This is a genomic window from Methylococcus sp. EFPC2, from assembly GCF_016925495.1.
GTDB lineage: Bacteria > Pseudomonadota > Gammaproteobacteria > Methylococcales > Methylococcaceae > EFPC2.
This window is the reverse complement of record NZ_CP070491.1, coordinates 2,608,549-2,634,816: the sequence shown is the minus strand read 5'-3', so window position 1 is coordinate 2,634,816 and position 26,268 is coordinate 2,608,549. Positions and strand designations below refer to the sequence as shown.

Annotated in this window: 29 protein-coding genes; 15 read left to right on the top strand and 14 right to left on the bottom strand. The window is 62.9% G+C overall.

The window, feature by feature from the left end:
* Nucleotides 1-103 precede the first annotated feature (103 nt).
* Nucleotides 104-1,738: an alpha-D-glucose phosphate-specific phosphoglucomutase gene (locus tag JWZ97_RS11170; RefSeq protein WP_205429009.1), complete on the bottom strand. Its 1,635-nt coding sequence runs from the start codon at nt 1,736-1,738 to the stop codon at nt 104-106.
* Between the two features lie 93 nt (nt 1,739-1,831).
* Here JWZ97_RS11170 and JWZ97_RS11165 point away from each other — a divergent pair, with 93 nt between their 5' ends.
* The 14 genes from JWZ97_RS11165 to queE all read left to right on the top strand — a co-directional run bounded on the left by JWZ97_RS11165 (nt 1,832) and on the right by queE (nt 12,486).
* Nucleotides 1,832-2,380: a murein L,D-transpeptidase family protein gene (locus JWZ97_RS11165; protein WP_205429007.1), complete on the top strand. Its 549-nt coding sequence runs from the start codon at nt 1,832-1,834 to the stop codon at nt 2,378-2,380.
* A gap of 123 nt (nt 2,381-2,503) precedes the next feature.
* Nucleotides 2,504-2,782, top strand: coding sequence for an Lpp/OprI family alanine-zipper lipoprotein (locus JWZ97_RS11160; protein WP_205429006.1), 279 nt, complete (start codon nt 2,504-2,506; stop codon nt 2,780-2,782).
* Between the two features lie 185 nt (nt 2,783-2,967).
* Nucleotides 2,968-3,714: a YebC/PmpR family DNA-binding transcriptional regulator gene (locus JWZ97_RS11155; protein WP_205429004.1), complete on the top strand. Its 747-nt coding sequence runs from the start codon at nt 2,968-2,970 to the stop codon at nt 3,712-3,714.
* Nucleotides 3,715-4,230 (top strand): crossover junction endodeoxyribonuclease RuvC, encoded by a 516-nt coding sequence (gene ruvC, locus JWZ97_RS11150; protein ID WP_205429002.1) that lies wholly within the window; start codon nt 3,715-3,717, stop codon nt 4,228-4,230.
* Nucleotides 4,227-4,829 (top strand): Holliday junction branch migration protein RuvA, encoded by a 603-nt coding sequence (ruvA, locus tag JWZ97_RS11145; protein ID WP_205429000.1) that lies wholly within the window; start codon nt 4,227-4,229, stop codon nt 4,827-4,829. The genes ruvC and ruvA overlap by 4 nt, the downstream gene beginning before the upstream one ends.
* A complete protein-coding gene (ruvB, locus tag JWZ97_RS11140; protein ID WP_205428998.1) occupies nt 4,826-5,863 on the top strand; it encodes a Holliday junction branch migration DNA helicase RuvB in 1,038 nt (345 codons plus the stop codon). The genes ruvA and ruvB overlap by 4 nt, the downstream gene beginning before the upstream one ends.
* A gap of 4 nt (nt 5,864-5,867) precedes the next feature.
* The gene (gene ybgC, locus JWZ97_RS11135) at nt 5,868-6,293 is read left to right on the top strand and encodes a tol-pal system-associated acyl-CoA thioesterase (protein ID WP_205428996.1); all 426 of its coding nucleotides are present in this window, start codon (nt 5,868-5,870) and stop codon (nt 6,291-6,293) included.
* Nucleotides 6,283-6,960, top strand: a complete 678-nt coding sequence (tolQ, locus tag JWZ97_RS11130) for a protein TolQ (RefSeq protein WP_205428994.1) — start codon at nt 6,283-6,285, stop codon at nt 6,958-6,960. Before ybgC ends, tolQ begins: the two co-directional genes overlap by 11 nt.
* Entirely contained in the window at nt 6,957-7,394 is a 438-nt protein-coding gene (gene tolR, locus JWZ97_RS11125; protein ID WP_205428992.1) for a protein TolR, read from the top strand. The genes tolQ and tolR overlap by 4 nt, the downstream gene beginning before the upstream one ends.
* Nucleotides 7,395-8,996: a cell envelope integrity protein TolA gene (gene tolA / locus JWZ97_RS11120; RefSeq protein ID WP_205428991.1), complete on the top strand. Its 1,602-nt coding sequence runs from the start codon at nt 7,395-7,397 to the stop codon at nt 8,994-8,996.
* 20 nt (nt 8,997-9,016) lie between these two features.
* Nucleotides 9,017-10,297: a Tol-Pal system beta propeller repeat protein TolB gene (gene tolB, locus JWZ97_RS11115; protein ID WP_205428989.1), complete on the top strand. Its 1,281-nt coding sequence runs from the start codon at nt 9,017-9,019 to the stop codon at nt 10,295-10,297.
* Nucleotides 10,298-10,382: 85 nt separating this feature from the next.
* Complete coding sequence (gene pal / locus JWZ97_RS11110; protein ID WP_205428987.1) at nt 10,383-10,958, top strand: peptidoglycan-associated lipoprotein Pal; 576 nt, start codon at nt 10,383-10,385, stop codon at nt 10,956-10,958.
* A 3-nt stretch (nt 10,959-10,961) separates the two neighbouring features.
* On the top strand, nt 10,962-11,822 hold the full coding sequence (ybgF, locus tag JWZ97_RS11105; protein ID WP_205428985.1) for a tol-pal system protein YbgF: 861 nt from the start codon (nt 10,962-10,964) through the stop codon (nt 11,820-11,822).
* Nucleotides 11,823-11,844: 22 nt separating this feature from the next.
* Nucleotides 11,845-12,486: a 7-carboxy-7-deazaguanine synthase QueE gene (gene queE / locus JWZ97_RS11100; RefSeq protein WP_240342317.1), complete on the top strand. Its 642-nt coding sequence runs from the start codon at nt 11,845-11,847 to the stop codon at nt 12,484-12,486.
* A gap of 186 nt (nt 12,487-12,672) precedes the next feature.
* Here queE and JWZ97_RS11095 read toward each other — a convergent pair whose 3' ends face one another.
* The 8 genes from JWZ97_RS11095 to JWZ97_RS11060 all read right to left on the bottom strand — a co-directional run bounded on the left by JWZ97_RS11095 (nt 12,673) and on the right by JWZ97_RS11060 (nt 20,829).
* Nucleotides 12,673-13,455 carry a SapC family protein gene (locus tag JWZ97_RS11095; RefSeq protein ID WP_205428982.1) on the bottom strand — a complete coding sequence of 261 codons (783 nt, stop codon included), beginning with the start codon at nt 13,453-13,455 and terminating at the stop codon, nt 12,673-12,675.
* A 288-nt stretch (nt 13,456-13,743) separates the two neighbouring features.
* Nucleotides 13,744-14,874, bottom strand: a complete 1,131-nt coding sequence (locus JWZ97_RS11090) for an ABC transporter permease (RefSeq protein ID WP_205428980.1) — start codon at nt 14,872-14,874, stop codon at nt 13,744-13,746.
* Complete coding sequence (gene rbbA / locus JWZ97_RS11085; protein WP_205428978.1) at nt 14,871-17,600, bottom strand: ribosome-associated ATPase/putative transporter RbbA; 2,730 nt, start codon at nt 17,598-17,600, stop codon at nt 14,871-14,873. Before rbbA ends, JWZ97_RS11090 begins: the two co-directional genes overlap by 4 nt.
* Nucleotides 17,597-18,571, bottom strand: coding sequence for an HlyD family secretion protein (locus tag JWZ97_RS11080; protein ID WP_205428977.1), 975 nt, complete (start codon nt 18,569-18,571; stop codon nt 17,597-17,599). The genes rbbA and JWZ97_RS11080 overlap by 4 nt, the downstream gene beginning before the upstream one ends.
* A 209-nt stretch (nt 18,572-18,780) precedes the next feature.
* Nucleotides 18,781-19,329 carry a cytochrome b gene (locus tag JWZ97_RS11075; protein WP_205428975.1) on the bottom strand — a complete coding sequence of 183 codons (549 nt, stop codon included), beginning with the start codon at nt 19,327-19,329 and terminating at the stop codon, nt 18,781-18,783.
* A gap of 24 nt (nt 19,330-19,353) precedes the next feature.
* Nucleotides 19,354-19,821, bottom strand: a complete 468-nt coding sequence (locus JWZ97_RS11070) for a GNAT family N-acetyltransferase (protein ID WP_205428974.1) — start codon at nt 19,819-19,821, stop codon at nt 19,354-19,356.
* Between the two features lie 257 nt (nt 19,822-20,078).
* Nucleotides 20,079-20,438 (bottom strand): excalibur calcium-binding domain-containing protein, encoded by a 360-nt coding sequence (locus JWZ97_RS11065; protein ID WP_205428972.1) that lies wholly within the window; start codon nt 20,436-20,438, stop codon nt 20,079-20,081.
* A 10-nt stretch (nt 20,439-20,448) separates the two neighbouring features.
* Nucleotides 20,449-20,829 (bottom strand): VOC family protein, encoded by a 381-nt coding sequence (locus tag JWZ97_RS11060; RefSeq protein WP_205428970.1) that lies wholly within the window; start codon nt 20,827-20,829, stop codon nt 20,449-20,451.
* Nucleotides 20,830-21,116: 287 nt separating this feature from the next.
* Between JWZ97_RS11060 and JWZ97_RS11055 the strand changes: the two genes are divergently transcribed.
* The gene (locus JWZ97_RS11055) at nt 21,117-23,018 is read left to right on the top strand and encodes a sigma 54-interacting transcriptional regulator (RefSeq protein WP_205428968.1); all 1,902 of its coding nucleotides are present in this window, start codon (nt 21,117-21,119) and stop codon (nt 23,016-23,018) included.
* A gap of 80 nt (nt 23,019-23,098) precedes the next feature.
* Here the strand turns inward: JWZ97_RS11055 and JWZ97_RS11050 are convergent, their stop codons facing one another.
* The 5 genes from JWZ97_RS11050 to JWZ97_RS11030 all read right to left on the bottom strand — a co-directional run bounded on the left by JWZ97_RS11050 (nt 23,099) and on the right by JWZ97_RS11030 (nt 26,265).
* Nucleotides 23,099-23,281 (bottom strand): hypothetical protein, encoded by a 183-nt coding sequence (locus JWZ97_RS11050; protein WP_205428957.1) that lies wholly within the window; start codon nt 23,279-23,281, stop codon nt 23,099-23,101.
* A 259-nt stretch (nt 23,282-23,540) separates the two neighbouring features.
* Nucleotides 23,541-23,942, bottom strand: a complete 402-nt coding sequence (locus tag JWZ97_RS11045; protein ID WP_205428955.1) for a GFA family protein — start codon at nt 23,940-23,942, stop codon at nt 23,541-23,543.
* 1 nt (nt 23,943) lies between these two features.
* A complete protein-coding gene (locus tag JWZ97_RS11040) occupies nt 23,944-24,621 on the bottom strand; it encodes a sulfite oxidase heme-binding subunit YedZ (RefSeq protein WP_205428953.1) in 678 nt (225 codons plus the stop codon).
* A 172-nt stretch (nt 24,622-24,793) separates the two neighbouring features.
* Nucleotides 24,794-25,729 carry a protein-methionine-sulfoxide reductase catalytic subunit MsrP gene (msrP, locus tag JWZ97_RS11035; protein WP_205428952.1) on the bottom strand — a complete coding sequence of 312 codons (936 nt, stop codon included), beginning with the start codon at nt 25,727-25,729 and terminating at the stop codon, nt 24,794-24,796.
* Nucleotides 25,726-26,265 (bottom strand): DUF1003 domain-containing protein, encoded by a 540-nt coding sequence (locus JWZ97_RS11030; RefSeq protein ID WP_205428943.1) that lies wholly within the window; start codon nt 26,263-26,265, stop codon nt 25,726-25,728. Before JWZ97_RS11030 ends, msrP begins: the two co-directional genes overlap by 4 nt.
* Nucleotides 26,266-26,268: the final 3 nt, after the last annotated feature.

Genomic DNA, 26,268 nt, shown 5'->3' with positions numbered 1-26,268 from the left:
CCCCGAATTCTCCACGCGCCACCTCGCGTGAGGGGGCATGGACCTAGGGAAGGGCTCGCGCCGGCGATCTCCGTGCACGAGCTCCGCCTGCCAAGCTTTCCGCTTAGGTGATTACGGTCGGTTTATCCAGGCCGGAACGCTCGTGCACCTGGCTCAAGTTTCTCGCCAAGGCGATGAGGTCGGCCAATGCCTCCTGGGTGTCCTGGCCGTGCCGTTCGGGATCGCGTTCGTAGCGTTCCACGTAAATGCGCAGGGTGGCGCCTTCCGTGCCCGTGCCGGACAGGCGGAAAACGATGCGCGAGCCGTTCTCGAATCCAATGCGTATGCCTTGTTTTTCGCTGACGCTGCCGTCGACCGGATCCACATAGCGAAAGTCGTCGGCGTAACTTACGGTGTAATCCCCGAAGGTTTTACCCGGCAGTTCGGCCAGTTGCGAGCGCAAATTTTCGATGAGGCCGTCCGCGCGGGCGGTTTCGATGCCTTCGTAATCGTGGCGCGAATAATAGTCGCGACCGAACCGGCGCCAATGGTCGCGTACGATCTCGCTGACCGACTGTTTCTTGATGGCGATCAGATTGAGCCAGAACAGTACGGCCCACAGGCCGTCTTTTTCGCGCACATGGTCGGAGCCGGTGCCGAAGCTTTCCTCGCCGCACAGGGTGATGCGCTTGTCGTCGAGCAGGTTGCCGAAAAATTTCCAGCCGGTGGGCGTCTCGTAGACGTCGATGCCCATGGCCCGGGCAACGCGATCTACCGCCTGACTGGTCGGCATCGAGCGCGCCACGCCGCGCAATCCTGCCTTATAGCCGGGCAGCAAATGGGCGTTGGCGGCCAGCACCGCCAGGCTGTCGCTGGGCGTCACGAAGAACCGGCTGCCCATGACCATGTTGCGGTCGCCGTCGCCGTCCGAAGCGGCGCCCAGAGTCGGGGCGCTCGATCCGTACATGCGTTCGGCCAACACATGGGCGTGAACGAGGTTGGGATCGGGATGCCCGCCACCGAAGTCCTCCTTGGGGATGGCATTGATGACCGAACCCGCCGAGGCCCCCAGCTTTTCCTCCAGGATCCGCCGGGCATAAGGGCCGGTGATGGCATGCATGGCGTCGAAGCAAAGGGTGATGGAACCGGCCTTGAGCGCCTGGGATATCAGGGGAAAGTCGAACAGATGCCCCATCAGTTCGGCGTAATCGGCGACGGGGTCGATGATCTCGATCGCTACGGCGTCGATCTGGGTGACGCCGATCTTGTCCAGGTCGATGTCGGGCAGTTCAGCGATGCGGTATTCGGCGATGTCCAGGCTGCGCGCGTAAACCGCGTTGGTGAAGTTTTCCGGTGCCGGACCGCCGTTGCTGACGTTGTATTTGATGCCGAAATCTTCTTCCGGGCCGCCGGGATTGTGACTGGCCGAGAGGATGAAGCCGCCATGCGCCTTGTATTTACGGATCACGCAGGAAGCGGCAGGTGTCGAGAGCAGTCCGCCTTGTCCGATCAGCAGTTTGCCGACGCCGTTGGCAACGGCGATCTTCACGATGGTCTGTAAGGCCTCGCGATTGAAATAGCGCCCGTCGCCTCCCAACACCAAGGTCTTGCCCGCTGCGTCGCCCAACACGTCGAACACCGATTGCACGAAGTTTTCCAGATAATTGGGTTGCCGGAACACTTTGACTTTCTTTCTCAAGCCCGAGGTGCCGGGCTTCTGATCCGGGTAGGGGCTGGTCGTGCGCGTTGCTGTCTTCATGGCCGGTGTTCTCAAGACTGACGAAATGGTTTATCTATATACGCTTTTGCGAAACCTAGTGCCCAGTTTAATTTTTTGGCCGGGAGTGTGAAAGTGAATCGGCACTTTTTCTTATCGATCTTGTTATTCATCTCCAGCGCAGCGGCCTGCGCCAGCGAGCGTGATGTCTGGTTGCTCGTGGACACCGGATCACGCGAATTGCGGGTCATGGAAGGCGATGACGCCAAGGAAGTGTTCGACCACATCGCCATCGGAAGCAAAGGTGCCGGTTTCGAGAAGATGCGTGACGACAACAAGACCCCACTGGGCGAATACCGCATCGGCTGGGTCAACGACAAGAGCAAATATCATCGCTTCTTCGGCATGACCTATCCGAATTCCGAGAACGCCAAGCGCGCCTATCAGGACGGTCTGATCGGCGAAGAGCAGTTCAATGCGATCGTGCGGGCCAGCCTCGCAGATAGCGTACCGCCGCAGAACACGCCGCTGGGCGGGCAGATCGGTATACATGGCCTGGGCGCCGCAAGCTTGGCGGTGCACGAAAATTTCGATTGGACGCACGGCTGCATCGCCATGACCAACCAACAGATCGATCGCCTCAGCCAGTGGGTCAAAAAAGGCACGCTGGTAGTCATTCGCTGATTGCGAAAAAAAGAGTGGAAAACTCGCGGGAATCCCGGCACACTAAGTCTCGGGAGCCGTTCATTCCCCGGAATGGATGATATAATTCAGTTTTCGTTCACCCTTCAGTTAAGGAGAATACTAATGATGAAAGCCGCTAAGTTCGCAGTTGTACTCGTGGCCGCTGGCCTGACCGTTGGTTGCGCCACCAAGGGCGACATCAGCAATCTGCAGACCCAGATCGACGGTCTGAAGGCTGAAACTTCTTCCATCAAGAGCACTGCTGACGAAGCACTGTCCGCCGCTCAGGCCGCCGAATCCAAGGCTGCCAGCGCCGACGCTTCCGCTCGTCGCGCTGCTGCCGCTGCTGAGGAAGTCAACAGCAAGCTGGATCGCCTGTTCAAGAAGTCCCAGCTGAAATAATTCTTCGGCCCGTTCGGGCCGCGAGAGTTATTCAACGAACCCCGGTTGGCCACGCCCGCCGGGGTTTTTTATTTGCCCGCGGGTCAGCGGTGCCCGGTCGCGGGACGTCGATCGCGACGGACATAGATGTTAATATTTCCATTAATTCGAATTGTTTCAGGACTTTACGAGGCTAATCGGCAATCATGGCAGGTCATAGTAAGTGGGCCAACATCCAGCACCGCAAGGGAGCCCAGGACGCCCGTCGCGGCAAGTTGTTCACCAAGTTGATACGTGAAATCACCGTGGCGTCCCGCATGGGCGGCGGCGACCCTTCCAACAATCCCCGTCTTCGGGCCGCGATCGACAAGGGTTTGTCCAACAACATGTCCAAGGATGTGATAGAGCGCGCCATCAAGAAAGGCATAGGCGCGGGCGACACCGACAACTACGAGGAAGTGCGCTACGAAGGTTACGGCCCCGGCGGCGTGGCCGTGATGGTCGATTGCCTCACCGACAATCGCAACCGCACCGTCTCCGAGGTGCGCCATGCCTTCAGCAAGGCGGGCGGCAACCTGGGCACCGATGGCTCCGTGGCCTATCTGTTCAGCAAGATCGGCATTCTCAGCTATCCGGCCGGTGCCAATGAAGACGCCTTGATGGAGGCGGCCCTGGAAGCCGGCGCGGAAGACGTGGTCGGCAACGACGACGGTTCGTTCGACGTGCTGACCTCGCCGGAATCGTTTCTCGCCGTCAAGGAGGCCCTGGCCGGTGCCGGCCTGAATCCCGAAAACGCCGAGATCACCCAGCGCGCCAGCACCAGTTCCTCGCTGGAGCAGGACGATGCGGAAAAGATGATACGTCTGCTGGAACGGCTGGAAGATCTGGACGACGTGCAGAACGTCTATTCCAATGCCGACATCAGCGAAGACATACTCGCCAAGATCGCCTGAGTGACACGCGTACTCGGCATCGATCCCGGCTCCCGCTGCACCGGTTATGGCTTGGTGGACACCGGCACGGGCAGTCCGCGCCTGGTGGCCCAGGGCTGCATACGCACCGAAACCGAGACTTTTCCAGAGCGGCTGCGGCAAATCTACGACGGCATCCACGCGATCGCCCGCCAATACCGCCCCGACGAGCTCGCCATCGAGCAGGTCTTCGTGCACAAGAACGCCGATTCCGCATTGAAACTGGGCCAGGCCCGCGGCGCGGCCATCTGCGGCGTGTTGGCGGCCGGCCTGCCGGTTTATGAATATGCCGCGCGCGAGGTCAAGCTGGCCTTGGTCGGCAAGGGCAGCGCGGACAAGATCCAGGTGCAGCACATGGTGAAGATACTGCTGGGCTTGTCCGAAAATCTGCAGGCCGATGCCGGCGATGCCTTGGGGATCGCGCTGTGCCACATCCATACCCGCGAGACTCAGCGCCGCATGGAATCCATGCAAGGGCGCAGGCTGGGTGTCCGATGATAGGTTTTCTGCGCGGCGTGTTGGTCAGCAAGAAAGCCCCGTCGCTACTGTTGGACGTGCGCGGTGTCGGCTACGAACTGGATGCGCCCATGTCGACGTTTTTCAGGCTGCCGGCCGTGGGCGAGGAAGTTTTGCTGCACACCCATCTCGTGGTACGCGAAGACGCTCACAGCCTGTTCGGTTTTCACTCCGAGTCCGAGCGTGCCCTGTTCCGCAGTCTCATCAAGGTCAGCGGGGTCGGCGCCAAGCTGGCCTTGGGGGTCCTGTCCGGCATCAGCGCGGAAGATTTCCAGCGCAGCGTGCAGAACGGCGACTCCGCGACCCTGACCCGCCTGCCCGGTATAGGCAAGAAGACCGCCGAGCGGCTGGTGATCGAACTGCGCGACCGCCTGCCTGCATTCGAGTCCGGCGCGCTGCCGGCATCCTCCGGGGCGAAGTTGTCGTCCGTCGAAACGCCCGCGCAGGAAGCGGTCAGCGCGCTGATCGCCCTGGGCTTCAAGCCCCAAGAGGCCGCCGGCATGGTTAAGGCCATACCGGCCGAAGGCAAGAGCAGCGAAGACTTGATCCGTCTGGCTCTGCAAGGCGCGGCCAAAAAATGAGCGCGACCGGCGAGCGCCTGATCGACGCACAGGAATTGGGGCGCGAGGACGAAGCCGTCGACCGCGCCATCCGCCCGCGCCGGCTGCAGGACTACATCGGCCAGCAAGCCATGCGCGAGCAGATGGACATCTTCATCCGGGCGGCTCGGGCGCGCAGCGAGGCCCTGGATCACGTGCTGATCTTCGGTCCGCCGGGCCTGGGCAAGACCACGCTGGCCAACATCGTCGCCAACGAGATGGGCGTGAACATCCGCCAGACCTCCGGGCCGGTGCTGGAAAAGGCCGGCGACCTTGCGGCCCTGCTGACCAACCTGGACCCGCGCGACGTCTTGTTCATCGACGAAATCCATAGGCTCAGTCCGGTGGTGGAGGAAGTTCTCTATCCCGCGATGGAGGATTACCAGATCGACATCATGATAGGCGAGGGCCCCGCCGCCCGGTCGATCAAGCTGGACCTGCCGCCCTTCACCCTGGTCGGCGCCACCACCCGAGCGGGATTGCTGACCTCGCCGCTGCGCGATCGTTTCGGCATCGTGCATCGGCTGGAGTTCTACACCGTCGAGGAACTCACCCTGATCGTCACGCGTTCGGCGCGCCTGCTGAACTTAGGGCTAAGTCCCGAAGGTGCTCTGGAGATTGCCCGCCGCTCGCGCGGCACGCCGCGCATCGCCAACCGTCTGTTGCGGCGGGTGCGCGACTTCGCCCAGGTGATGGGCGACGGCACGGTCACCGGCGAGTTGGCCGGCAAGGCGCTGGAGATGCTCAACATCGACCGGCTGGGTTTCGACCACCTGGACCGCAAGCTCCTGCTGGCCATGATCCACAAGTTCGACGGCGGCCCGGTGGGGCTGGACAACCTGGCCGCCGCCATCGGCGAAGACAAGGGTGCCATCGAAGACGTGCTGGAACCTTATCTGATCCAGCAAGGCTTCATCATGCGCACACCGCGCGGCCGCATGGCGACCCGCGGAGCCTACCTGCATTTCGGTTTGCCCGCTCCGGCCGTTCCGGGAGGCAATGAGGAGTTGTTTTAACGCCATGGCCGATACGGCACCATCGGAAACACGTTTTTTCTGGCCGGTACGGGTGTATTACGAAGACACCGATGCCGGCGGCGTGGTTTACTACGCCAACTATCTCCGCTTCTTCGAACGCGCCCGCACCGAACGCCTGCGCGAGATCGGCTTCGAGCAGGACGAGTTGCGCGAACGGTCCGGCGTGCTGTTCGCCGTGCGCTCGGTGCAGGCGGAATATCTCAAGCCGGCCCGCTTCAACGATGCCTTGCGCGTCAGCGCCGAAATCAGCGAACTGCGGCGGGCCAGTATCAGCTTCAGTCAGCAAATTCTGCGCGGTGACGAGCTGATCTGCGAGGCCGCGATTCGCATCGCCTGTCTGACCGACGGCGAACTGAAACCCACCGCCATTCCCGACGACTTAATGCAACGGATCAAAGATGTCCTCTGAACTTTCCATCATCACCCTCATCCAGGAAGCGAGCCTGGTTGTCCAGATCGTGATGTTCATCCTCATGATGGCTTCCGTGGTTTCCTGGACCTACATTTTTTCCAAGTACCGCGAAATCCGACGCGCCGAGCAGACTTCGGACGAATTCGAAGAGCGCTTCTGGTCCGGCATAGACCTGGCCGACCTTTACCGTCAACTCGCCGCCGAGGACTACGCGAGCGAAGGCATGGAAAACATCTTCCTGTCCGGTTTCAAGGAGTTTGCCCGCTTGCGCCAGCAGGCCGGCATCACCCCCGACGCGGTGATCGAGGGCGCGCAGCGGGGCATGCGGGTGGCCCTCTCGCGCGAGCTGGACAAGCTCGACGAGCGTCTGCCTTTCCTCGCCACGGTCGGCTCGACCAGCCCTTACATCGGCCTGTTCGGCACCGTATGGGGCATCATGAACTCTTTCCGTTCGCTGGGCAGCGTCAAGCAGGCGACCCTGGCCATGGTCGCGCCGGGCATCTCCGAAGCCCTGGTCGCCACCGCCATGGGCCTGTTCGCGGCCATCCCGGCGGTCATGGCCTATAACCGCTATTCGACCAACATCGGCCGTCTGGCCAATCGCTACGAAGCCTTCACCGAGGAGTTCCTGAGCCTCTTGCACCGGCAGGCGCACGCGCAATGAACGTATCCGGAGGAGGGCGCGGCGGCCGGCGCAAACCCATGGCCGAGATCAATGTCGTTCCGTACATCGACGTTTCCCTGGTGCTGTTGATCATCTTCATGATCACCACGCCCCTGCTGCAGACCGGCGTGGACGTCGATTTGCCCCAGGCCGAAGCCAAGGCGGTGGATCCCAAGGAGGAACCGCCCATCGTGGTCTCGATCAACGCCGAGGGTAAGCTGTTCGTCGATGTCGGCGATCACGAGGACGTCGAAGTGGATGCCGCCGCTCTCAGCGGCAAGGTCCTAGGGGCGGTGCAGGGCAAGCCGGGCAGGTCCGTGCTGATACGCGGCGACAAGTCGGTCGATTACGGCAAGGTCATCACGGTCATGGCCGCACTCAAGCAGGCCGGCGTGCCTGCCGTCGGATTGATGACCCAACCCGCGGAAGAATAAATGTTGCCGAGAGGTCAACGGGGTCCGCTGGGCTTATCGCTGCTGCTGCACCTCGTCCTGTTCCTGCTGTTCGCCTTTCACTTCGATTCGGCCACTCCCCCGGAAATGCCGGCCCAGCCGGAAACGATGGAAGCCGTGCTGATGGAAAGCGCCGAGGTCGACGCCCAAGCGCAAAAGCGGCAGGTCGCCGAGCAGAAGCAAGCCGAACAGCAAGCGCAAAAGGCGCAGGAGGAAAAGCGCGCGCAGGAAGCGGCGGAGGCCCGCAAGCAAGCCCAGTTGGTCGAGGAAAGGCGGGAAGAAGAACGGCAGCGCCTCGAGCAGCAACAGGAAGCCGCCGAGCGCAAGCGCCTGGAAGAAGAAAAACGCCAGGCCGAGGCCGCGAGGGAAAAAGCCGAGGAAGAAGCCAAACGGCAATCGGAGCAGGATGCCCGCAAGAAGGCCGAAGCGGAGTCCAAGAAGCAGGCCGAGCAGGAAGCCCGGCTGAAAGCCGAACGGGAAGCCAAGGCGCAGGCCGACGCCGAGGCCAAAAAGCGGGCCGAAGAAGAAGCGAGGCAGCAGGCGGAGCGCAAGCAGCAGGAGGAAGCCCGCAAGCTGGAAGCGCAGAAGAAAGCCGAGCAACAAAAGCTGCTCGCCGAAAAGCAGCGTCTGGAGGACGAAAAGCGCCAGGCCGAACTCGCCGCCAAACAGCAGGCGGAAACCGCGGCCAAGAAGAAGGCCGAGGAAGAAGCCAAGAAACGGGCCGAGTTGGAAGCACGCAAAAAAGCCGAAGAGGAAGAGAAGCGGCAGGCGGAACTGGAAGCTCGCAAAAAGGCCGAAGCCGAAGCCAGGAAGCAAGCCGAGCTGGAAGCGAAACGGCAGGCCGAGGCCGAAAAGAAAAAAGCCGAGGCGGAAGCCAAGCGCAAGGCCGAAGAAGAAGTGCGGCTAGCGGCCGAGCAGGAAAAGAAAAAGGCGGAAGCCGAGGCGCGCAGGCAAGCCGAACTGGAAGCCCGCAAAAAGGCCGAGGAAGAAGCCAAACGGCAGGCGGCGGTTGAGGCCAAGAAGCAGGCGGAACTCGAAGCGAAGAAGAAAGCCGACGCGGAGGCGAAGAAACAAGCCGAGCTGGAAGCGCGCAAGAAGGCCGAGGCCGAAGCCAAGAAGCAGGCCGAGCAGGAACTGAAGCGCCAGGCCGAAGCCGAAGCGCGCAAACAGGCGGAGCAGGATCTCAAGCGGCAAGCCAAGGCGGAAGCCGATGCCGCGGCGGCGGCCGCCCGGCGCAAGGCGGAGGCCGAATCCGAGCTCAAGGAACAACTCGAAGCGGAACGCCAGGCCGATCTGTCTCAAAAGGCCAAGAGGGACGCCCAGGCCTGGGCCAATACCTACATCCGACCGCGGGTGGAGAGCCGTTGGGTTGGCGCGAAAAGCGGGCTGTCCTGTAAAATCCGCGTAACCACGTTACCGGGCGGAGGGGTGCAAAGCGCGCAGGTGGTCCGCAGCAGCGGCGATCCAATTTTCGACCGATCCGCCGTGGATGCCGTGCATAAGGCGGCCCCTCTACCCATGCCACCCGATGCCCGGGTAGCGCAGGAGTTAAGGTCATTCGATTTCGAATTTAAGCCGGATTAGAACCGGTCTAGGTGCCGACTGTGAGAACAAACAAATTCATCGCCGCAATTTTCGGAACGTTATTGGCCCTCGCCGCCCTGGCCGTACGGGCGGAGTTGACGGTGCAGATCACCCAAGGGGCCGACGGCGGCATCCCCATCGCCATCGCGCCTTTCGGCGGCCAGGAAATACTGGGCGGGGAAAACCTCGGCTCCATCATTTCGGCCGACTTGGCCCGCAGCGGGCGCTTCCGCACCCTGCCGCTGGAATCCATGCCGCAGCGCCCGACCGCGCCGGAACAGGTGCAATTCCCCGCCTGGCAAGCCCTGTCCCAGGACGATCTGGTCATCGGTCAGATACGGCCCACGGGGGGCGGCCAGTTCGTCGCCCAGTTTCATTTGTTCGATGCGGTGCGGGGCAATCTCATCACGACGCTGAGCATCCCTTTCGCCGCCCCGGAAGCGCGCAAGGCGGCGCACCGTATCGCCGACATCATTTACCAGCAGCTCACCGGCGAAGCCGGCGCGTTCGCCACCCGGGTCGCCTATGTCACGGTAAACGGTCAGGGCCCGAACCGCCGTTACCAGCTACAGGTCGCCGACACCGACGGAGCGAATCCGCAAAGCATCATCACCTCGCGCGAGCCCATCATGTCGCCGTCCTGGTCGCCCGACGGCCGTCAGGTGGCCTATGTGTCTTTCGAGAACAAGACCGCGGCGGTCTTTACCCAGACGCTGTCCAGCGGCGAGCGGCAGAAGGTGTCCGAGGCACCCGGCATCAACGGCGCGCCGGCCTGGTCGCCGGACGGCAGCCGGCTGGCCATGACCCTGTCCAAGGACGGCAATCCCGACATCTACGTGATGGACCTGGGCAGCCGTTCGCTGCAACGGATCACCGACCATTTCGCCATCGACACCGAACCCAGTTGGTCGCGCGACGGCCGCAGCATCCTGTTCACCTCCGACCGGGGCGGCAAGCCGCAGCTCTATCTGGTTTCCAGCGCGGGCGGCCAGCCGCAGCGCGTCACCTACGAAGGCGAATACAACGCCCGCGGCGTTTATTCGCCGGACGGCAAGAGCATCGCTATGGTGCACGGCGTCGGCGGCAGCTACCGCATCGCGGTGTTGGACCTGGCCAACCGTCAGCTGCGCATCCTGACCAAGGGGCCGCAGGATGAATCGCCCGGTTTCGCGCCGAACGGCAGCATGATTCTTTATGCCGCCAACGGCGGACAATTGGCGGCGGTTTCCATCGACGGCAAGGTCAGACAAAGCCTGCGCGTCGATGCCGGCTCGGTGCGGCAACCGGCCTGGTCGCCCTAGGGCGGACCGCAGACCGCCTAAGCGCGCTGATCCGGGCGATTAAGCGCATGAAAAGTTTCTAGTCACTGATTTATGAGGAAAACGAATGAATAAGATGAAATTCGGCATGGTATTGCTGGTGGCCGCTCTGGCGGCCGCGGGTTGCAGCTCCAAGGGCGGCGTCAACGGGGAAGGCGAAAACGCAGATTCCGCCGTGATCGGTGCCGGCGGCCCCGAAATCAACAAATACGGTGCGGGCCAGAACGGCGGCGCTTACGGCGCTGGCTCGGGCGGTGCTTACGGCGCAGGCGGCGGCGATGCGGCCCTGGACGACCCCAACAGCCCCTTGTCCAAGCGCGTGATCTATTTCAATTACGACAGCAGCGAGGTCGCGCCGGAATACGTTTCCGTCGTCAACAACCACGCCGCTTTCCTGGCCTCCAATTCCGGCAAGACCGTCGTGCTGGAAGGTCATGCCGACGAGCGCGGCTCGTCCGAATACAACGTGGCCCTGGGCGAGCAACGCGCTAAGGCCGTGGCCAAGCTGCTGAAGCTGCAGGGCGTGTCCGACAGCCAACTGCAGATCGTCAGCTTCGGCGAGGAAAAGCCGGCCGTATCCGGCCACGACGAATCGGCCTACCAGCAGAATCGCCGGGTCGAACTCGCCTATCCGGGACACTAAGCCATGAGCCCGCGCATTTCCATCGCCGTCTTGGCGGCTGGTTTGCTGGCGGGACCGGCGGTCCAGGCCGCCGGTCCCGGAGGCTTCGATCCCGTGCTCGATCAGGCCTACGGCGCCGGCACCCTGGATGAGCGGGTGGCCAAGCTCGAAAAAAGGCTGTCCGGCGAATCCATGGCGGAAATGCTCAATCGCATCGAGCAGTTGCAGGGCGACGTGCTCAGAATGCGCGGCGAGATCGAGGAGCTGAGCCACGCGTTGGATCTGGCCAAGCAGCAGCAGGCGGCCATGTACACCGACCTGGACCAGCGCCTGAGGGGTAGCCTGCCGCCCGGTCAGCAGCCGCCTGCGACGGAGAATCCGAATCCGGCTCCGGCGGAGGAACCGGCTGGGGCTGCGCCGCCTCCGCCACCCGTCGTTCAGGCGCCACCACGCGCTCCAGCGCCGGCGGCTCCCGCGGCGCCCGCCGTGGATCCCAACGCGGCCAAGCAGGCGGCTTATCAAAAAGGCCTCAATCTGCTCAAGGACGGCAAATACCCGGAATCCATACGCGAGTTCAAGGGCTTCCTGGCGGCCAATCCCGGCGGCGAAAACGCGGACAACGCGCTTTACTGGATGGGCGAGGCTTACTACGTGCTACGCGATTTCACGGCATCTCGCGATGCCTACCGCAAGCTGATACGGGACTACCCGCAAAGCAGCCGAGTCGCGGACGCCCTGCTCAAAATCGGCTACATCGAGTACGACGGCGGACAATGGGTCAGGGCGCGCGATCTGCTGAACGACGTCGTCAAGCGTTTCCCCGGCACCAATGCCGCCACCCAGGCGCAGAAGAAACTGGCCAAGATCAAGCAGGAAGGGCATTAAGCCCTTCCCGCGCTTTCCTTCCTTGCAACTCCTCCGCATCACCGAAATTTTCCACTCCCTGCAGGGCGAAAGCCGCAGCGCCGGCTGGCCCACGGTGTTCGTGCGCCTGACGGGCTGTCCGCTGCGCTGCGTCTACTGCGACACCGAGTATGCCTTCAGCGGCGGGGCTAAGATGTCGATCGCCGAAATACTGGACCGCGTGCGTAGCCATGGTGCGCACTACGTCTGCGTGACCGGCGGCGAACCGCTGGCGCAGAAAGCTTGCCCGGAATTGCTGAGGGCCCTGGCCGACGAGGGCTACGAAGTTTCGCTGGAAACCAGCGGGGCCTTCGACGTCTCCGAAGTGGACCCGCGTGTCGTCAAGGTCGTCGATTTGAAAACGCCCTCGTCGGGCGAGGTCGAGCGCAATCGCTACGAAAACCTGGCGCTGCTGGGGCCGAAGGATCAGATCAAGTTCGTCATTCTGAACGACGAGGATTACCGCTGGGCGATCGACAAGCTGCAGCAGTACGATCTCCCCGCCCGGTGCGAGGTCTTGTTTTCACCGGCCGTGGGCTACCAGGATCCCACCGAATTGGCGGAAAAGGTCTTGCGCGACCGCTTGCCGGTAAGATTCCAAATTCAGCTGCACAAAATCCTGTGGGGGAATCAGGTCGGCAGATGACACTGGATTAGCCCGCGCTAGGTGATTTTAAGGCCACCCTCGGAAGAGCGTTCCCCGCTCCCGTATCCCTCAGCCAGCGACGCTCGAAATCCATCGCCGGGATGATGCCGCTCGGCGACGGAGCCCCCGCGGAACCGGCTGCGGCAACCGGAATCCACGAGAGTTGCGCCGAACCCGGAAACCGGGCTAGTGGGTAACGACAGGGGCTTCCGGCGGGGCGACGGGGCCTGCCTCGTCGCTGACCTGGGTGTGTTCGTCCAGCCGCGCCACCAGGCGGGGCAGGCTGCCCAGCGAGATCAAATGGGCTTCGATCCAGCTCAGATACCCCGAGCGGAACAGTTCTGTCACGCGCGCGTCGTCGATGCCGCGCAGCCGCTGTGCGTCCACGGTCCATAAGCCCTGTATGGTCTGTTTCTTGCCATTACGTTCGACATGGATGACCTTGGGTTCCAGCAGTCCCAGTTCCTTGAGCCGGTTGGCGAACACCGAAGTCCGTTGCGCCTCGGCATGGAAGAGTTGCAGGAATTGCAGCAACTGCTTCAGGTAATCCGATTCGGCGCCGTGCTCGTCGAACAAGGCTTGCCCTTCTTCGTGCGACAAGCCGGGATAGACCTCGTCGACGCACACGGTCAGTTGCTCGTCATGGTCGGTCGTCGCCAGCACGAAGGGATAGCGGCGTGCGAAGGCCGGGATGTAGGTGCCGGACTCCCAATGGCCGTTTTCGTCGACCAGCAGGTTTTCATTGTCGCGCAGACCGACGAGTGCGGCGACATTGAACGAGCCGTCCGCGCCTCCGACGAACACGATGGGATAGTCGCGCGAGGCCTCGGCGAACTCCGTGCTGGTGATGGGAAGGGCGTTGGTATTCCGGGCGAAGGCGTAATGGTTCTCCACGACCTTTAGGCGCAGATCCTTGTGCCGCTCGCGGTTCAGTGCGATGGGGCGCTCGTAAAACATCAATTGGGCCACGGTAGCTCCAGTAGGGGAAGGGTAAGGGACCGGATGAACTAGGTTCCGGAAGGACGGAAATGCGGCCCGGTGATGGGCAAGAAGACACCCGCTGAAACAAACGCGCGGGCTAGCGGACAGGCGCGCGCCGTGGAAACCGACTCTGTCCCGGGCTCCGCTGCGTGCTCATCCCACCTTGCCGATCCGGATGATGATTTCCTAAATCCTTGGCGGAGCCGTGATCGTAGCCCGCCACCGGCTTCAGCGTCAATTTCACCGCAGCTCTTCGCGTGGACAGCCGCCCGCTCGCTACCCGATGGCCACGCTCACCGTGCGCCGGAAGCGCAGCAGCGCGGCGAGGAAGAACACCGAGCCTATGCCGGCCACCCAAGCCATTTCCTGCCAGACCAGATCGACGCCCGCGCCCCGGTAAAGCACGGCCTGGGCGATTTTCACGAAATGCGTGGAGGGCGAGCAGGCCATGATGCGCTGGATCGCTTCGGGCATGCTGTCCAGCGGCGTGGTGTTGCCGGACAGCGTGGTGATGGGAAAAACCACGAGTATGCTCAGCAGGCCGAGTTGCGGCATGGAGCGGGCCACGGTCGCGAGGAATATGCCGATGGAGGTGGCGGCGAACAGATAGAGCGCGGTGGCCGCCATGAACAGTGGGGTCGAGCCCAGAAGCGGGGCGCCGAGGGCGCCGCGCACAATGACTTGCAGCGCGACGCCGACGGCCAGCAGGACGACCAGGCCGTTCGCCCAAATCTTGGCCAGCATGATTTCCAGCGGGGAAACCGGCATGACCAGCAAATGCTCCAGCGTGCCGTGCTCGCGCTCGCGTATCAGTGCCGCCCCGGTGATGACGATGGCCAGGAGGTTGATGACGTTGATCATCATCATGACGCCCAGAAACCAGCTGTCATAGCGGTTTTCGTTGAACTCCAGCCGTATCGCCGCGGTGGCGGCGGACGGCTCGTGTTCGCCCGGATGCAGATAGGCCGCGACCTCCTGTTTGAGGATGGAGGCGATGTAATACGAGCCTATCCCGGCATGGCTCATGGCTGTGGCGTCGACATTTAGCTGCAAGGCGGGCTGCCGTCCGGCCAGCACATCCGCTTCGAAACGGGGTGGTATGTCCAGCACGAAGGAAAACCGCCCCCGGTCCAGCGCTTCGGACATCCGCCTGTCGTCCAAGTGCACCGGGGGCCGGAAAAAAGGCGGACGCAGGGCGTCGGTCAGTCGCGCGGCGAGCTGTGAGCGGTCTTCGTCCACCACCGCGACGGTCGCGTTGCGCAGTTCCAGCATGCCGTTGCGCGCCGGGACGTAAATCATCACGGTGAAGCCGTAAACGATCAGCACCAGCATGGCCAAGTCGTGCCTCAAAGCCCGCAATTCCTTGAGTCCCAAGTGGAATATCGTGCGCAGACGCGGCCGGCTCATGCCTGCCGGCTCTGCAGCAAGGCCCAGCTCAAGCCCAGGAATACGAGGTAGAAACCGCCGAGGGCCAGGAAATCAGACCCCAAATCGGCCAAGCCCAAGCCTTTGGTGTAAACCCCGTTGGCGATCCTGAGGAAATAACTGGCCGGCATGAGGGTTCCGAACACCCTGGCTCCGCCCACGAGCGACGAGGCCGGGGACAGGAAGCCGGAGAAGTTGATGGCGGGCAAGAGCGTCAGCAGCAGGGCGGCGAACAAGGCGGCGATCTGGGTGCGCGTGAAGCAGGAAACGAGCAGACCGAAGCCGCTGGTGGCCGCCACATACAGGGACGTTCCCAGCGCCAGGGCCCAGGGATCGCCGCGGATCGATATGCCGAACAGGCTCACGGCCAGGGCCGTCATGCTCGACGCATTGATCAGGCCCAGCAGTAGATAAGGCCATTGCTTGCCGAGCAGGAATTCGATCTTGGTGGCCGGCGTCGCATAAAGATTGACGATGCTGCCCAACTCCTTTTCCCGCACGATGCCGACGGCCGTCAGGATGGCGGGGATGACCGCCAGCAGGATGCCGATGACGCCGGGCGTGAGCGCGATCCGGCTTTTGAAGTCCGGGTTGTACCAGAACCGCGTTTCCAGCCGGTAAGGTGCTTCCGCCGGTTCGGGCACGACGCCGTCCCGCGCCAGCTCGTCCAGGTAGCCGGCATGGATCTGCTCCGCGTAACCCTTCAGTGTCTCGGCCCGGAATGGTATCGCCCCGTCGATGAACAAACCCGCTTCCGGTTCGCGGCCGGCATGGATGTCTCGCCCGAAGCCGGCGGGTATTTCCACGGCCAGCGCGATTTGTCCCGCTTGGAGCCGGCTTTGCCGGTCCGGCTCGTCGCGCAGCTCCGGTTCCTGGCGGAAATAGCGCGAGGCGCCGAACTGATCGAGATAGCGGCGGCTTTCCGGGCTGCGGTCGTAATCCAGCGCCGCATAGGGGAGCTTCTCCACATCGAGGGAGATGCCGTAGCCCATGACCACCATCAGCAGCAAGGGGCCGAGCAGAGCGAAAGACAGGCGGATGGTGTCGCGCCGCACTTCCAGACCCTCCCGCCGGGCGAAAGCCCACCAGCGGCGGGGGCTGAACCGGGCGCTAGCCTCGACCCCGGCTTGTCCGGCCGGCCGAAAGGCCGTCGCGTCCTCGCCGGTCTGCCGGGGCCTGGTCGGCGTCTGCGCCCGCTCCAACGCGTCGATGAAAGCCGCTTCCAGGCCGTGCGCGCCGAATCCGCGGGTCAGCTCTTCGACGGTGCCCTGGGCCAGCACCCGCCCGGCGTGCATGAAGGATATGCGGTCGCAGCGCGCCGCCTCGTTCATGAAATGCGTGGATAGGAAGATGGTCACCCCTTGCCGTCTGGACAGCCCGATCAGCAATTCCCAGAAGCGATCCCGCGCGAGCGGGTCCACCCCGGAGGTGGGTTCGTCCAGGATCAGCAGCTCCGGGCGGTGTATCCAGGCCACGGCTAGCGACAATCTCTGGCGTATACCCAGCGGCAGGTCTTCCGCCCGCGTGTCCAGATGCCGGCTCAGATCCATTTCCCGGCACAGTTCCGCGACGCGTTCCCGGACCCCGGCCGGCGGCAAGCCGAACAAATGGGCATGCAGCGCCAGGTTGGCGGCGACGCTGAGCTCGCCGTAGAGCGAGAACGACTGCGACATGAATCCCACCCGCCGCCGCGTGGCCTGGTCCGCGGCGTCCAGGGTCTTGCCGAACAGCAGGGCGGTGCCGGCGCTCGGCGGCAGGAGGCCGGTGAGCATCTTCATGGTGGTGGTCTTGCCGCAGCCGTTGGACCCCAGGAAGCCGAAGATCTCGCCTTTCTGGATGGAAAAACTCACGTCCTGCACGGCCGTGAAGCCGTTGAAGCTTTTCGCCAGCCCGCGCGCTTCGATGGCGACTTCACCGTCGTAGTAGCAGCGTGGCGGGGGCGGCCGCCGGCTGCCGCCGCGCGGTTGTTCCGGCAGCAGGGCGATGAAAACTTCCTCCATCGTTGCCGCACCGGTTCGCGCCTTCAGCTCGGCCGGCGTGCCGCAAGCCAATACCCGGCCAGCGTTCATGGCGGCGATGCGGTCGAAGCGCTCGGCCTCTTCCATATAGGCCGTTGCCGCCAGCACGGTCATGTCCGGTCGCTGCCCGCGTATGCGATCGATCAGCTCCCAGAATTGCCGGCGCGACAACGGATCGACGCCGGTGGTGGGCTCGTCGAGGATCAGCAAGTCCGGATCGTGGATCAGGGCGCAGCACAGCCCCAGCTTCTGTTTCATGCCGCCGGACAACTGGCCGGCCGCGCGGTCGGCGAAGGCTTCCATGCCGGTGGCCGCCAGCAGGATGGCGATGCGCCGGGCGCGGATGGCGGACGGCAGCCCGAACAAACGGCCGAAGAACTCGACGTTTTCCCGCACCGACAAGGATGGATAGAGATTCTGCCCCAATCCCTGCGGCATGTAGGCGATGCGCTGGGCGAGGGTGCCGCCGGGCGTGCGCGCCAAGTCGGTGCCCAGTATTTCGATGCGTCCCCGCTGCAGTCGGCGCACCCCGGCGATCAGGCCCAGCAGGGTGGATTTGCCCACGCCGTCCGGGCCGACGAAGCAGGCCAGTTCGCCCCGTGTGAACTCGAGCGTAATGCCGTCTAATACCGGCCTGCGCCGATAGCGATGGCCGACGTCGGATACCGCGACGGCACAGGTATCCGTCATGGGGTCTTAGGCCACGGGCGCTCCGGATCCAGGCGTATCAGCGCGACGCCCGGCAGGCCGGGCTTGATCCAGGCCTGAAGTTGATTCATCGGATCGGTGTCCAGTTGAACTTTCACGCGGAAGCTCAGCTTTTCCCGCTCGGCCCGGGTTTCCACCTGTTTGGGGGTGAACTGCGCTTGCGGTGAGACGAAGCTCACATGCGCCCGCAGTGGTTGGTCGGGCCAGGCGTCGATCCGTATCTGGGCCTCCGCGCCGACGGCGATGCGGCCGGCTTCCTTTTCGGGGAGGTAGACGATCATGTAGACGTCCGCCAAGTCGATCAGGGTGAATACCTTGCCGCCTTCCTTCAGCACTTCGCCGGGCTCGGCCAATCGGTAGAGCACGCGGGCGTCGCGCGGGGCGGTGAGCTGGGTGTCTTGGAGGAGGGAGCGGACTTCGGCGATCCTGGCATCGGCCTCGGCGATCGCCGCCATGCTTTTCTGCAATGCCTCGCTGGCTTCCAGTTGTTCCTGCACCGCGCGTTGCCAGGCCGTCCGGTTCTGGTCCAGCAGTTGCCGGGGTGCCAGGTTCTTGTCCGCCAGTTCCTGCACCCGTTCCATGTCGCGCTGTGCGAAGCCCACTTCGACCTGACGCAGCCGCACCTGCTCCTGCGCGCCGTGCATGGCTTCGGTCGCCGCGTCTTTCGCGGCCTCGGCAGCGCGCAACTGGGCCTGCAGTTCGAAGCTTTCCACCCGCGCCAGTTCGTCTCCGGCCTTGACGTCGTCGCCCTCTTTGGGCACGACGGACATCAGTTTGCCGGCAAATTTGAGAGCCACGTCCACTTGGCGGGCTTCCAGCCGGCCGTTTCCGACGGCGAAGCCTTGCAACCCGGCATCCTGTTGATGCTGATTCCATAAAGACCACGATATCGCGCCGACGATAAGGATGACGGCCAGCGCGGCGAACAAGCGAACAAGCGTGGCGTTGCGCATGCGAGTGTCCCTGGATACGGATGAGTAGTTTGATGACCGCCAGCCGGTCCTTCCCAGGCTAATAGTCACTCAGCCCGGCGTCGTTCGTCCAGTGAGTCGATGGAGCCGTTAAGCCCGCAGTGATGTGGAGTTCAGCGGCCGTCCGGCAGCTCGGTCTACGAGCCGCCGAGTTGCGGAGCAGGTGAGGGCGGCGCAGATGGGCTGCCGCTTCAATCCCTGTTCGGAAGCATGCGCCGGAGCGTGTTATCCCGCAGTACGTAGTGGTGAAACAAGGCGGCCACCGTATGCAGGCCGACGAGGACGTATCCGATCGTGCCGCCGGCCTCGTGGATTTCCTCGGCCAATTCCGCGAGTTGTTTGTTCGCATCGGTGAGCGCCGGCAATTGCAGGCCGAAGAATGGAATCGGCTTGCCTTCCGCGCCGAGTATCAGCCACCCGCCCAGCGGCATGGCGATCATGAGCGCGTAGAGCGCGAAGTGCATCAGCTTGCCGGATGCTTTCTGCCAGGCCGGCGGCTCGGGCACGATGCGGGGGATGGGCCCCGTCATGCGCATCCCCAAACGCAGCAGGACCAAGGCCAGAACCGACAAGCCCAGCATGAAGTGCCAGGTTTTCAGCGCCTCGCGCGGATCGCTGCCTTTGGGGAACAGCTCGCGCAGTTCTATGCAGGCATAAACCGCTGCGAGCAACAGCACCATCAGCCAGTGGAGTCCTATGGACAGCGCGCCGTAGCGGTCTGCGTTATTTCGCCAGTTCATGGTATTGCTCCGAGAGGCTACGCCTTAGCGATCTTGCAATTGAAGCTGCATGACGGTGACCGGTTCTTCACGGTACGGTTCCTTGGAAATAGTGAACCATCCCCTCGCTTGATAAAAGCTTTCCTTGTTCGGCGTGAGCAAATACAGGTTCGGGTATCCCGCTGCTCTTGCCACATTGACCACATGTTGGACCAGGGCCGTGCCGATACCACGGTTTCGGTGTTCTTCGGCCACGTAGACGCTGGCCAGCCACGGCGTAAGCTCCATCTTGGTATCCATGTCGTTCCTCAACAGGCCGGCCGATCCCAGCAGGGTATCGCCCTCCTTGCACACGTACATGCTGGGCATGAGTTCGTCGCTCAGATAGGCCTGCATTTTCTCCACGCGCTTCTCAACGCTGCCGCCGGGATTCAAATGCGCCCATTCCCGGTGATGCCATTCGGCCAGCGTGGGTATGTAGTCTTGCTCGTATCTAAGATCGACGATGTTCATTCCTGCTATCTCATGGAGAGCGTAGTCACATAGGGCGGATGCCCGCCAGGGCGATCCGCCAAAAATCCAGGCGGGAATAAATGCTTGCCTTATCGAACCAGCCCATGCCGATATCCGGCGTGATAATCCCGTTTCCCATACGGCGGAGCCCGATAGAGCCGGTTATACCTTATGGCGTTTATAAGGTTTCCAGCCTAAAGCTTGTGCGAATATCCTGTGTAACCCGGTATGCCCCGATAGTTAGGTTTTTGGGGGTATTACTGTCCGCACCATTGTTTTTCGCACGGAACGCCGTCGTTGTTTCCATCCATATTGACGTCGGGACAGTTTTTCAAAAAGAAAACGGCCTCTTCGCAGGACGTCATCTGCGAGCAGTAAGTCCTGCCGTCGCACGTGTAGCGGCTCAGCGCAATGTTTTCCTTTCCCGAGCCGACCGCAGATGGAGCGGGTACGGCGGAATTTTTGCTTTGGGTTCCCCCAGGAAGCACGGTCAATAGGTTTTTGACCGGTTCCGTTCTTTTGCAGACCACACCGTCCGGAACCTTTCCGTAAATGGCGCGGCCGTCTTTGGTAATGCACTTTTCCCTTATCAAGTCCGCTGACGGACCCGCCTCCATGAAGGGCAACTCATGCCGTTGCATGCGTCGGGATGTTTTGGGCGACCCGCCACAGAACCCCACTGGGATCGAATAGCGGGAAGTCTCTCATACCCCAGGGTTGATTTTGAGGGGCATCGATCCTGACGCCGAACCGCTCACTCACCTTGCTGGCCGTGATGCTGGCGTACCAATCATCGACGTTCTCTACCAGGAGATGCATCTGGAAGTTCTTGATGAACTCGGGGTAGTTGAATGCTTGAAGGAGAAAGCTTGTGTTCCCGTGACGAACGTAGGCCAGATTTTCGGAGGACCACGGAATCTCGAACCCAAGCGCGACGTAGAACTGCTTCGACAACTCGAAGTTTGTTGCGGGCACGAAGGCTTTGATTTCGACGGCGGCGAGATTCATTGAGGTTCCTGAGAGACCTAACGTGTAGTCGGCCTCACTATCGAGGCCGAATCTGGATTTGAACGATATTTCACACCTTTCCCAGCGTCAATTGTGAAATCTAATCGTGAAGGCGTTCGGTTCAAGAATTCAACGTCGTTGTCTTGTCAGCAAACCTCAGATTCCGATTTCCCGTTCCAGCGCTTTATAGACGAACACCGCGCCGACGAAAACCGGGGTGATTCCTTTCGCCCCGAAACAGGCGTAAAAAAGTTCCCGCCAGCCCACATCGATCACGCAACCGCCTTATGGCCGCCACTCTCGAACAAAAGCGCCTGGACCAACTCCTACGCCTCATCGCCGAAGGCACGGCGGGGGTGACGGGCGACGATTTCCTGCATTCCCTGGTCCGGCATCTGGCCGAGGCGCTGGGGGTGCGCTACGCCTTCGTGGCGGAGTTCGCCGATGTGAAGACGCGGGTCTGCACCCTGGCGTTCTGGGCGGGCGACCATTACCTGGAGAACTTCGAATACGACCTGGAAGGAACGCCCTGCGAGGCGGTGCTGGCCGGGGATATCTGCCTGTACAAGGAGCATGTGCAGGATTTGTTTCCTACGCACCGCGAGGAGTTGGCGGCGATTTCCGCCGAAAGCTATCTGGCCATCCCCTTGGTGGACAAGCGCGGCGAAGTCATGGGGCATCTGGGCTTGATCGACGTCAAGCCGATGACGGGTTCGGTGACCGATCTTTCCGTCATGCGCATATTCGCCGCCCGGGCGCGCGCCGAACTGGAGCGCTTCCGCGCCGAGGAGCAGGTGCGGCGCAGCGAGGAGCGCCTGGCTTCGGTCCTGGCGTCGGCTATGGACGCCATCATCACCATCGACGAGAACCGGCGCATCACCCTGTTCAACGACGCGGCCGAACGGATATTCGGTTGCGCCCGAAGCTGGGCCACCGGACAAGTATTCGACCGCTTCCTTTCCAAGCCATTCCGCAATCTGCTCGACGGATACCTGCATGACGCCGGCGACCGGCAGAGCCAGTTTTGGGCGCCCGAGGGGCTGACCGCGCTGCGGGCCAACCGCGAGGAATTCCCCATCGAGGCGACGTTTTCGCCCATGCTTCTGGGCGGCAAGCGCTACCACACCTTCATCCTGCGCGACGTCAACGAGCGGCGCAAGACCGAAGCCGAACTGGCCCGCCTGCAGGTGGAAAACCGCTTTCTGCGGGCGGAAATCAGAGCGGCGCAAAGTTTCGAGGACATGATCGGCGAGTCGCAGCCCATGCGGGAGGTGTTCTCGCTCCTTGAACAGGTGGCGGGCACCGATTCCACCGTGTTGGTGATGGGCGAGACCGGCACCGGCAAGGAGCGTATCGCCCAGGCAATCCACAATCTGAGTCCGCGCAGCGAGCGGCTGCTGGTGAAGATGAATTGCGCCGCCTTGCCCAGCGAGCTGATCGAAAGCGAGTTGTTCGGCCACGAGAAAGGCGCGTTCACCGGCGCCACCGCGCAGCGCAAGGGGCGTTTCGAGCTGGCGGACGGCGGCACCTTGTTCCTGGACGAAGTCGGCGAGCTGAGTTTGTCGGCCCAGGCCAAGCTGCTGCGCGTGCTGCAGGAGCAGGAGTTCGAGCGCGTCGGCGGCGGCCGGCCGATCCGCGTCGACGTGCGGGTGATCGCCGCCACCAACCGTAACCTGGCGGAATCGGTCAAGAACGGCGAATTCCGCTCCGACCTTTACTACCGCCTTAATGTATTCCCCGTCCGGGTGCCGCCGCTGCGGGAGCGCCAAGAGGACATCCCCGTGCTGGCCCGGCATTTCCTCGCCAAGTTCGCGCGCAAGCTCGGCAAGACCCTGAGCGATATCAGTCCGCAATCGATAAGGCGGCTGCAACGCTATCCCTGGCCGGGCAACGTGCGCGAACTGCAGAATCTGGTCGAACGCGCCGCGATCCTGGCGCGCGGCAGCGTGGTGGACGTCGAGCCGGACAGCGCCGAACCGGGGACGGATGCGCCCGTTGGCGATGCCGGCCCGGCCTTGCGCCTGGACGACGTGGAACGGGATCATCTGGTAAAGATACTGGAGCAGGCGGGCTGGATCATCGAAGGAAAGGCCGGCGCGGCGGCCCTGCTGGGCCTGACGCCCAGCACCCTGCGCTATCGCATGCAGAAGCTGCGCATCGTTCGGCCCTCGCTCGCCAGTAGGGACTGAGTCCCGCGCCGCTTGAGTTTCAACCCGGAGCCGGTGAGGCCGGCGTCCGCGCGGCCTGGGCGGGCCAGGGTTCCTCGCCGTCAATAGCGGGCCGTCTCACGGCTCATGGCCGAAGCCGCTGTCGCAGCGTTCGCTTCGGCGAGCAATCCCGAATAATGCAGCCAGAGGATGTAACCGGCGTATTTCACCAGCGCCGCGAACATGCCTTCTTCGAGCTGGCGTTCGACCGTGTGCTTGGCAAGATTATGTTCGTGGGTGTTCATGGCCGTGCTCCCGAATCTGTGGCGTTTCCCGACCGTCCCGGGTCCGAGTCCGTGCATTCCGTGCTCGCTGATAATCCAGCATGGACCGTGCCCGCCAAGGTCCGGTCGGCCCGATCTCGCTCGATCCCGGCCGTCCGGCCGATCGACGGGCATGGGCCGCGTTTTCGCAAGGGTTTCGTTTACGATGGGCCGCTATTTCCACCGAAATTAGTGACGAGGGGTCGTGGCCGCCACCAATATGCTCGGTTCGTGCTCGCGCCTAGCGATCCGGGTTTCTGGACTCGGGATGCTCGGGCAGGCCGTCGCCCAGCTCGACCCAGGACAGCTTGCTGCGGGTGCGGGTATGGTCCCGCGGCGGCAAGCGCTCGGGGTCGTCGAGGCTGCAGGTCGTGATGTCGATTTCGTCCGGCATGTCCTCATGCTCGAAAGTCAGTTGCGTGCCGCAGGTCGGGCAGAAGCTACGCCTTCCTTTTTCCGATGACCGGTATCGTTGCGGCGTGCCTTGCACGATGCGGAAGTCGGACCGCGCCACGCTGAACCACGCCACAAAGGGCGCGCCGGTGGTGCGGCGGCAGATCGAGCAATGGCAATTCGTTTCGTGAAAGGGCACGCCGTCCGCCTCGTAGCGGATCGCGCCGCAGTGGCAACCGCCCGTCAACATTTTAGCCATCCGTTCGGTGTGCGGGGGCGGCGTTCATGGCGCCGGCCGGAAGGTTCCGTCTCATCCGGCCGCGCAGCCAATAGCCGGCGCGTATGATCAGCAGACCGGCGAGCAGCGCGGCGAACAGGGCGGGCTCGCGGATGTCTTTTTTCACCAGCCACCAGAAATGCACGACGCCGCCGACGGCGATCGGATAGATCAGTCGATGCAGAAGCCGCCAGCGCTTCCCGCCCAGTCGGCGGATCATGGCGTCGGTGGAGGTGATGGCCAGGGGGATCATCAGCATGAAAGCGGGGAAACCGACGGTGATATAGGGCCGCTTGGCGATGTCCTTGACGATGGCCGGCCAGTCGAAGAACTGGTCCAGCACCAAATAGGTGAGGAAGTGCAGGCCGGCGTAGAAGAAGGCGTACAGCCCCAGCATGCGGCGTAGTCTCATCCACCACGACCAGCCGGTGATGCGCCGCAGCGGAGTGATGGACAGGGAGAGCAGCAGGAAACTCAGCGCCCACCAGCCGGTGACGTGGGTGATCTTTTCGATGGGATTGGCGCCCAGACCGTCGTTCAAGCCTTCGTAGACCAGCTTGCCCAACGGTATCAGGGCGGCGGCGAACATAATTACCTTGAGGATCACCAGCAAACGGCCGCCCGCGAGCGGGCTTCCACCGACGGTGCTCATCGGCCGTAGACCGTAGGGCGGAACCGGCTCCACCGGGTTCCGCCGCAAGGATACGGGATAAACGACAGCGGATTTCCGCACCGGCTGATGCGAACGAGCCGGCGTCTTCGCCGTTTGTTGGATGCTTGGCGGATCGCCCTTTCGGGCATCCACCCTACAATTTTGTCGCGCATCAGAAGTTTTTCTGTAAATCCATGCCGGCGTAGAGCGAGGCCACCTGTTCGGCGTAGCCGTTGAAGGGCAGGGTCGGACGCTTGAGGAATTCGCCAATGCGGCGCTCCTTGGCCTGACTCCAGCGCGGATGGTCGACTTCCGGGTTGACGTTGGAGTAGAAGCCGTATTCGCGCGGACCCGCCGCCATCCAGGAAGTCACCGGCGGCTTCTCGGTCAGGCGTATCTTGACGATGGATTTGGCGCTCTTGAAGCCGTATTTCCACGGCACCACCAGGCGCACCGGCGCGCCGTTCTGGTTGGGCAGCACTTCGCCGTACAGTCCCAGGGTCAGCAGGGTGAGCGGATGCATGGCCTCGTCCAGGCGCAGGCCTTCGCGGTAAGGCCAGTCCAGCACCGGCGAGTTTTGGCCCGGCATCTGCTGCGGGTCGAACAGGGTGACGAATTCGACGTATTTGGCGTTGCCGGTGGGCTCGACCCGCTTGATCAGTTCCGCCAGCGAATAACCTATCCAGGGGATGACCATGGACCAAGCCTCGACGCAGCGCAGCCGGTAGACGCGCTCCTCCAGCGGGGCCAGCTTGAGCAGCTCATCGATGTCGAACACCTTGGGCTTGTGTACCTCGCCTTCCACCGCCACCGTCCAGGGCCGGGTCTTCAGCGATCCCGCGTTTTGCCCCGGATCTTCCTTGCCGGTGCCGAATTCATAGAAGTTGTTGTAGTGGGTCACGTCCACCAAGGGCGTCAGCTTGTCCGGCACCTGGTAATCCCTGGATTTTTCGGCCGCCAGCCGCTCGCCCGCCTCGGACCAACCGGGCAGCAGGGCGGCGACGGAGGCGCCGGCGGCCAATTGCATGAAACGCCGGCGCTGGTGGAAAACCTCGCGCGGGGTGATTTCTGAAGACGGGATGGCGGGTATGAGTAAAGGTCTTTTCATGGTGTCTGTTTTCCTTCAGATGATGGGGCCGGCTTTAGTGTTTCCAGGCGCCGTTCCAGTTCCATGAGCTTGCGGTAGGAACGGATGGTGATCTCATAATCCAGTTCCGCCCGCTTCTCCGAATAGGCCGTCTGGTGGTTCTGGCTGATCAGCACGAAGCCCGTGATGAAGATGGCCTCGACGGCGAGGACCAGTCCCAGCAGGCTGTACGGATACTCGTCGAATACCGGCAAGGCTCCAAACACCCGGCCATTGGCCAGCACCCAAAGACCGAACCAGATTGCGTGCACGGCGATGAAAGGCGGCTTGCCGGCGAACTGCGCCACGCCGTCGGCCAGGCGCTCGATACGGCTCCGCGCGGCCAGCAACTCCTCCAGCACATACTTAAATTCGCCCAGCGCCTTGTGGCAGCCGGGGTGGCCGCAGAATACGGCGTCGTCGGGATTCGCGCCACCGCAGGCGGGGCAGATCACACCGTTCGCAGCCGAAATCGGACCGGCCGTAAGACCGATACGTTCGCTATCGTGCGCTGTCATCGT

Bases quoted from the DNA above. Each gene is read 5' to 3' on its own strand.
- ruvA (WP_205429000.1), top strand. From the start codon at position 4,227: ATGATAGGTTTTCTGCGCGGCGTGTTGGTCAGCAAGAAAGCCCCGTCG.
- msrP (WP_205428952.1), bottom strand. From the start codon at position 25,729: ATGAAAAGACCTTTACTCATACCCGCCATCCCGTCTTCAGAAATCACC.
- pal (WP_205428987.1), top strand. From the start codon at position 10,383: ATGAATAAGATGAAATTCGGCATGGTATTGCTGGTGGCCGCTCTGGCG.
- JWZ97_RS11045 (WP_205428955.1), bottom strand. From the start codon at position 23,942: ATGTTGACGGGCGGTTGCCACTGCGGCGCGATCCGCTACGAGGCGGAC.
- tolA (WP_205428991.1), top strand. From the start codon at position 7,395: ATGTTGCCGAGAGGTCAACGGGGTCCGCTGGGCTTATCGCTGCTGCTG.
- JWZ97_RS11040 (WP_205428953.1), bottom strand. From the start codon at position 24,621: ATGAGCACCGTCGGTGGAAGCCCGCTCGCGGGCGGCCGTTTGCTGGTG.
- JWZ97_RS11170 (WP_205429009.1), bottom strand. From the start codon at position 1,738: ATGAAGACAGCAACGCGCACGACCAGCCCCTACCCGGATCAGAAGCCC.
- JWZ97_RS11090 (WP_205428980.1), bottom strand. From the start codon at position 14,874: ATGAGCCGGCCGCGTCTGCGCACGATATTCCACTTGGGACTCAAGGAA.
- JWZ97_RS11055 (WP_205428968.1), top strand. From the start codon at position 21,117: ATGGCCGCCACTCTCGAACAAAAGCGCCTGGACCAACTCCTACGCCTC.
- ruvB (WP_205428998.1), top strand. From the start codon at position 4,826: ATGAGCGCGACCGGCGAGCGCCTGATCGACGCACAGGAATTGGGGCGC.
- JWZ97_RS11070 (WP_205428974.1), bottom strand. From the start codon at position 19,821: ATGAACATCGTCGATCTTAGATACGAGCAAGACTACATACCCACGCTG.
- rbbA (WP_205428978.1), bottom strand. From the start codon at position 17,600: ATGACGGATACCTGTGCCGTCGCGGTATCCGACGTCGGCCATCGCTAT.
- ybgF (WP_205428985.1), top strand. From the start codon at position 10,962: ATGAGCCCGCGCATTTCCATCGCCGTCTTGGCGGCTGGTTTGCTGGCG.
- JWZ97_RS11030 (WP_205428943.1), bottom strand. From the start codon at position 26,265: ATGACAGCGCACGATAGCGAACGTATCGGTCTTACGGCCGGTCCGATT.
- JWZ97_RS11080 (WP_205428977.1), bottom strand. From the start codon at position 18,571: ATGCGCAACGCCACGCTTGTTCGCTTGTTCGCCGCGCTGGCCGTCATC.
- JWZ97_RS11155 (WP_205429004.1), top strand. From the start codon at position 2,968: ATGGCAGGTCATAGTAAGTGGGCCAACATCCAGCACCGCAAGGGAGCC.
- JWZ97_RS11060 (WP_205428970.1), bottom strand. From the start codon at position 20,829: ATGAATCTCGCCGCCGTCGAAATCAAAGCCTTCGTGCCCGCAACAAAC.
- tolQ (WP_205428994.1), top strand. From the start codon at position 6,283: ATGTCCTCTGAACTTTCCATCATCACCCTCATCCAGGAAGCGAGCCTG.
- JWZ97_RS11065 (WP_205428972.1), bottom strand. From the start codon at position 20,438: ATGGAGGCGGGTCCGTCAGCGGACTTGATAAGGGAAAAGTGCATTACC.
- JWZ97_RS11075 (WP_205428975.1), bottom strand. From the start codon at position 19,329: ATGAACTGGCGAAATAACGCAGACCGCTACGGCGCGCTGTCCATAGGA.
- JWZ97_RS11160 (WP_205429006.1), top strand. From the start codon at position 2,504: ATGATGAAAGCCGCTAAGTTCGCAGTTGTACTCGTGGCCGCTGGCCTG.
- tolR (WP_205428992.1), top strand. From the start codon at position 6,957: ATGAACGTATCCGGAGGAGGGCGCGGCGGCCGGCGCAAACCCATGGCC.
- JWZ97_RS11050 (WP_205428957.1), bottom strand. From the start codon at position 23,281: ATGAACACCCACGAACATAATCTTGCCAAGCACACGGTCGAACGCCAG.
- ybgC (WP_205428996.1), top strand. From the start codon at position 5,868: ATGGCCGATACGGCACCATCGGAAACACGTTTTTTCTGGCCGGTACGG.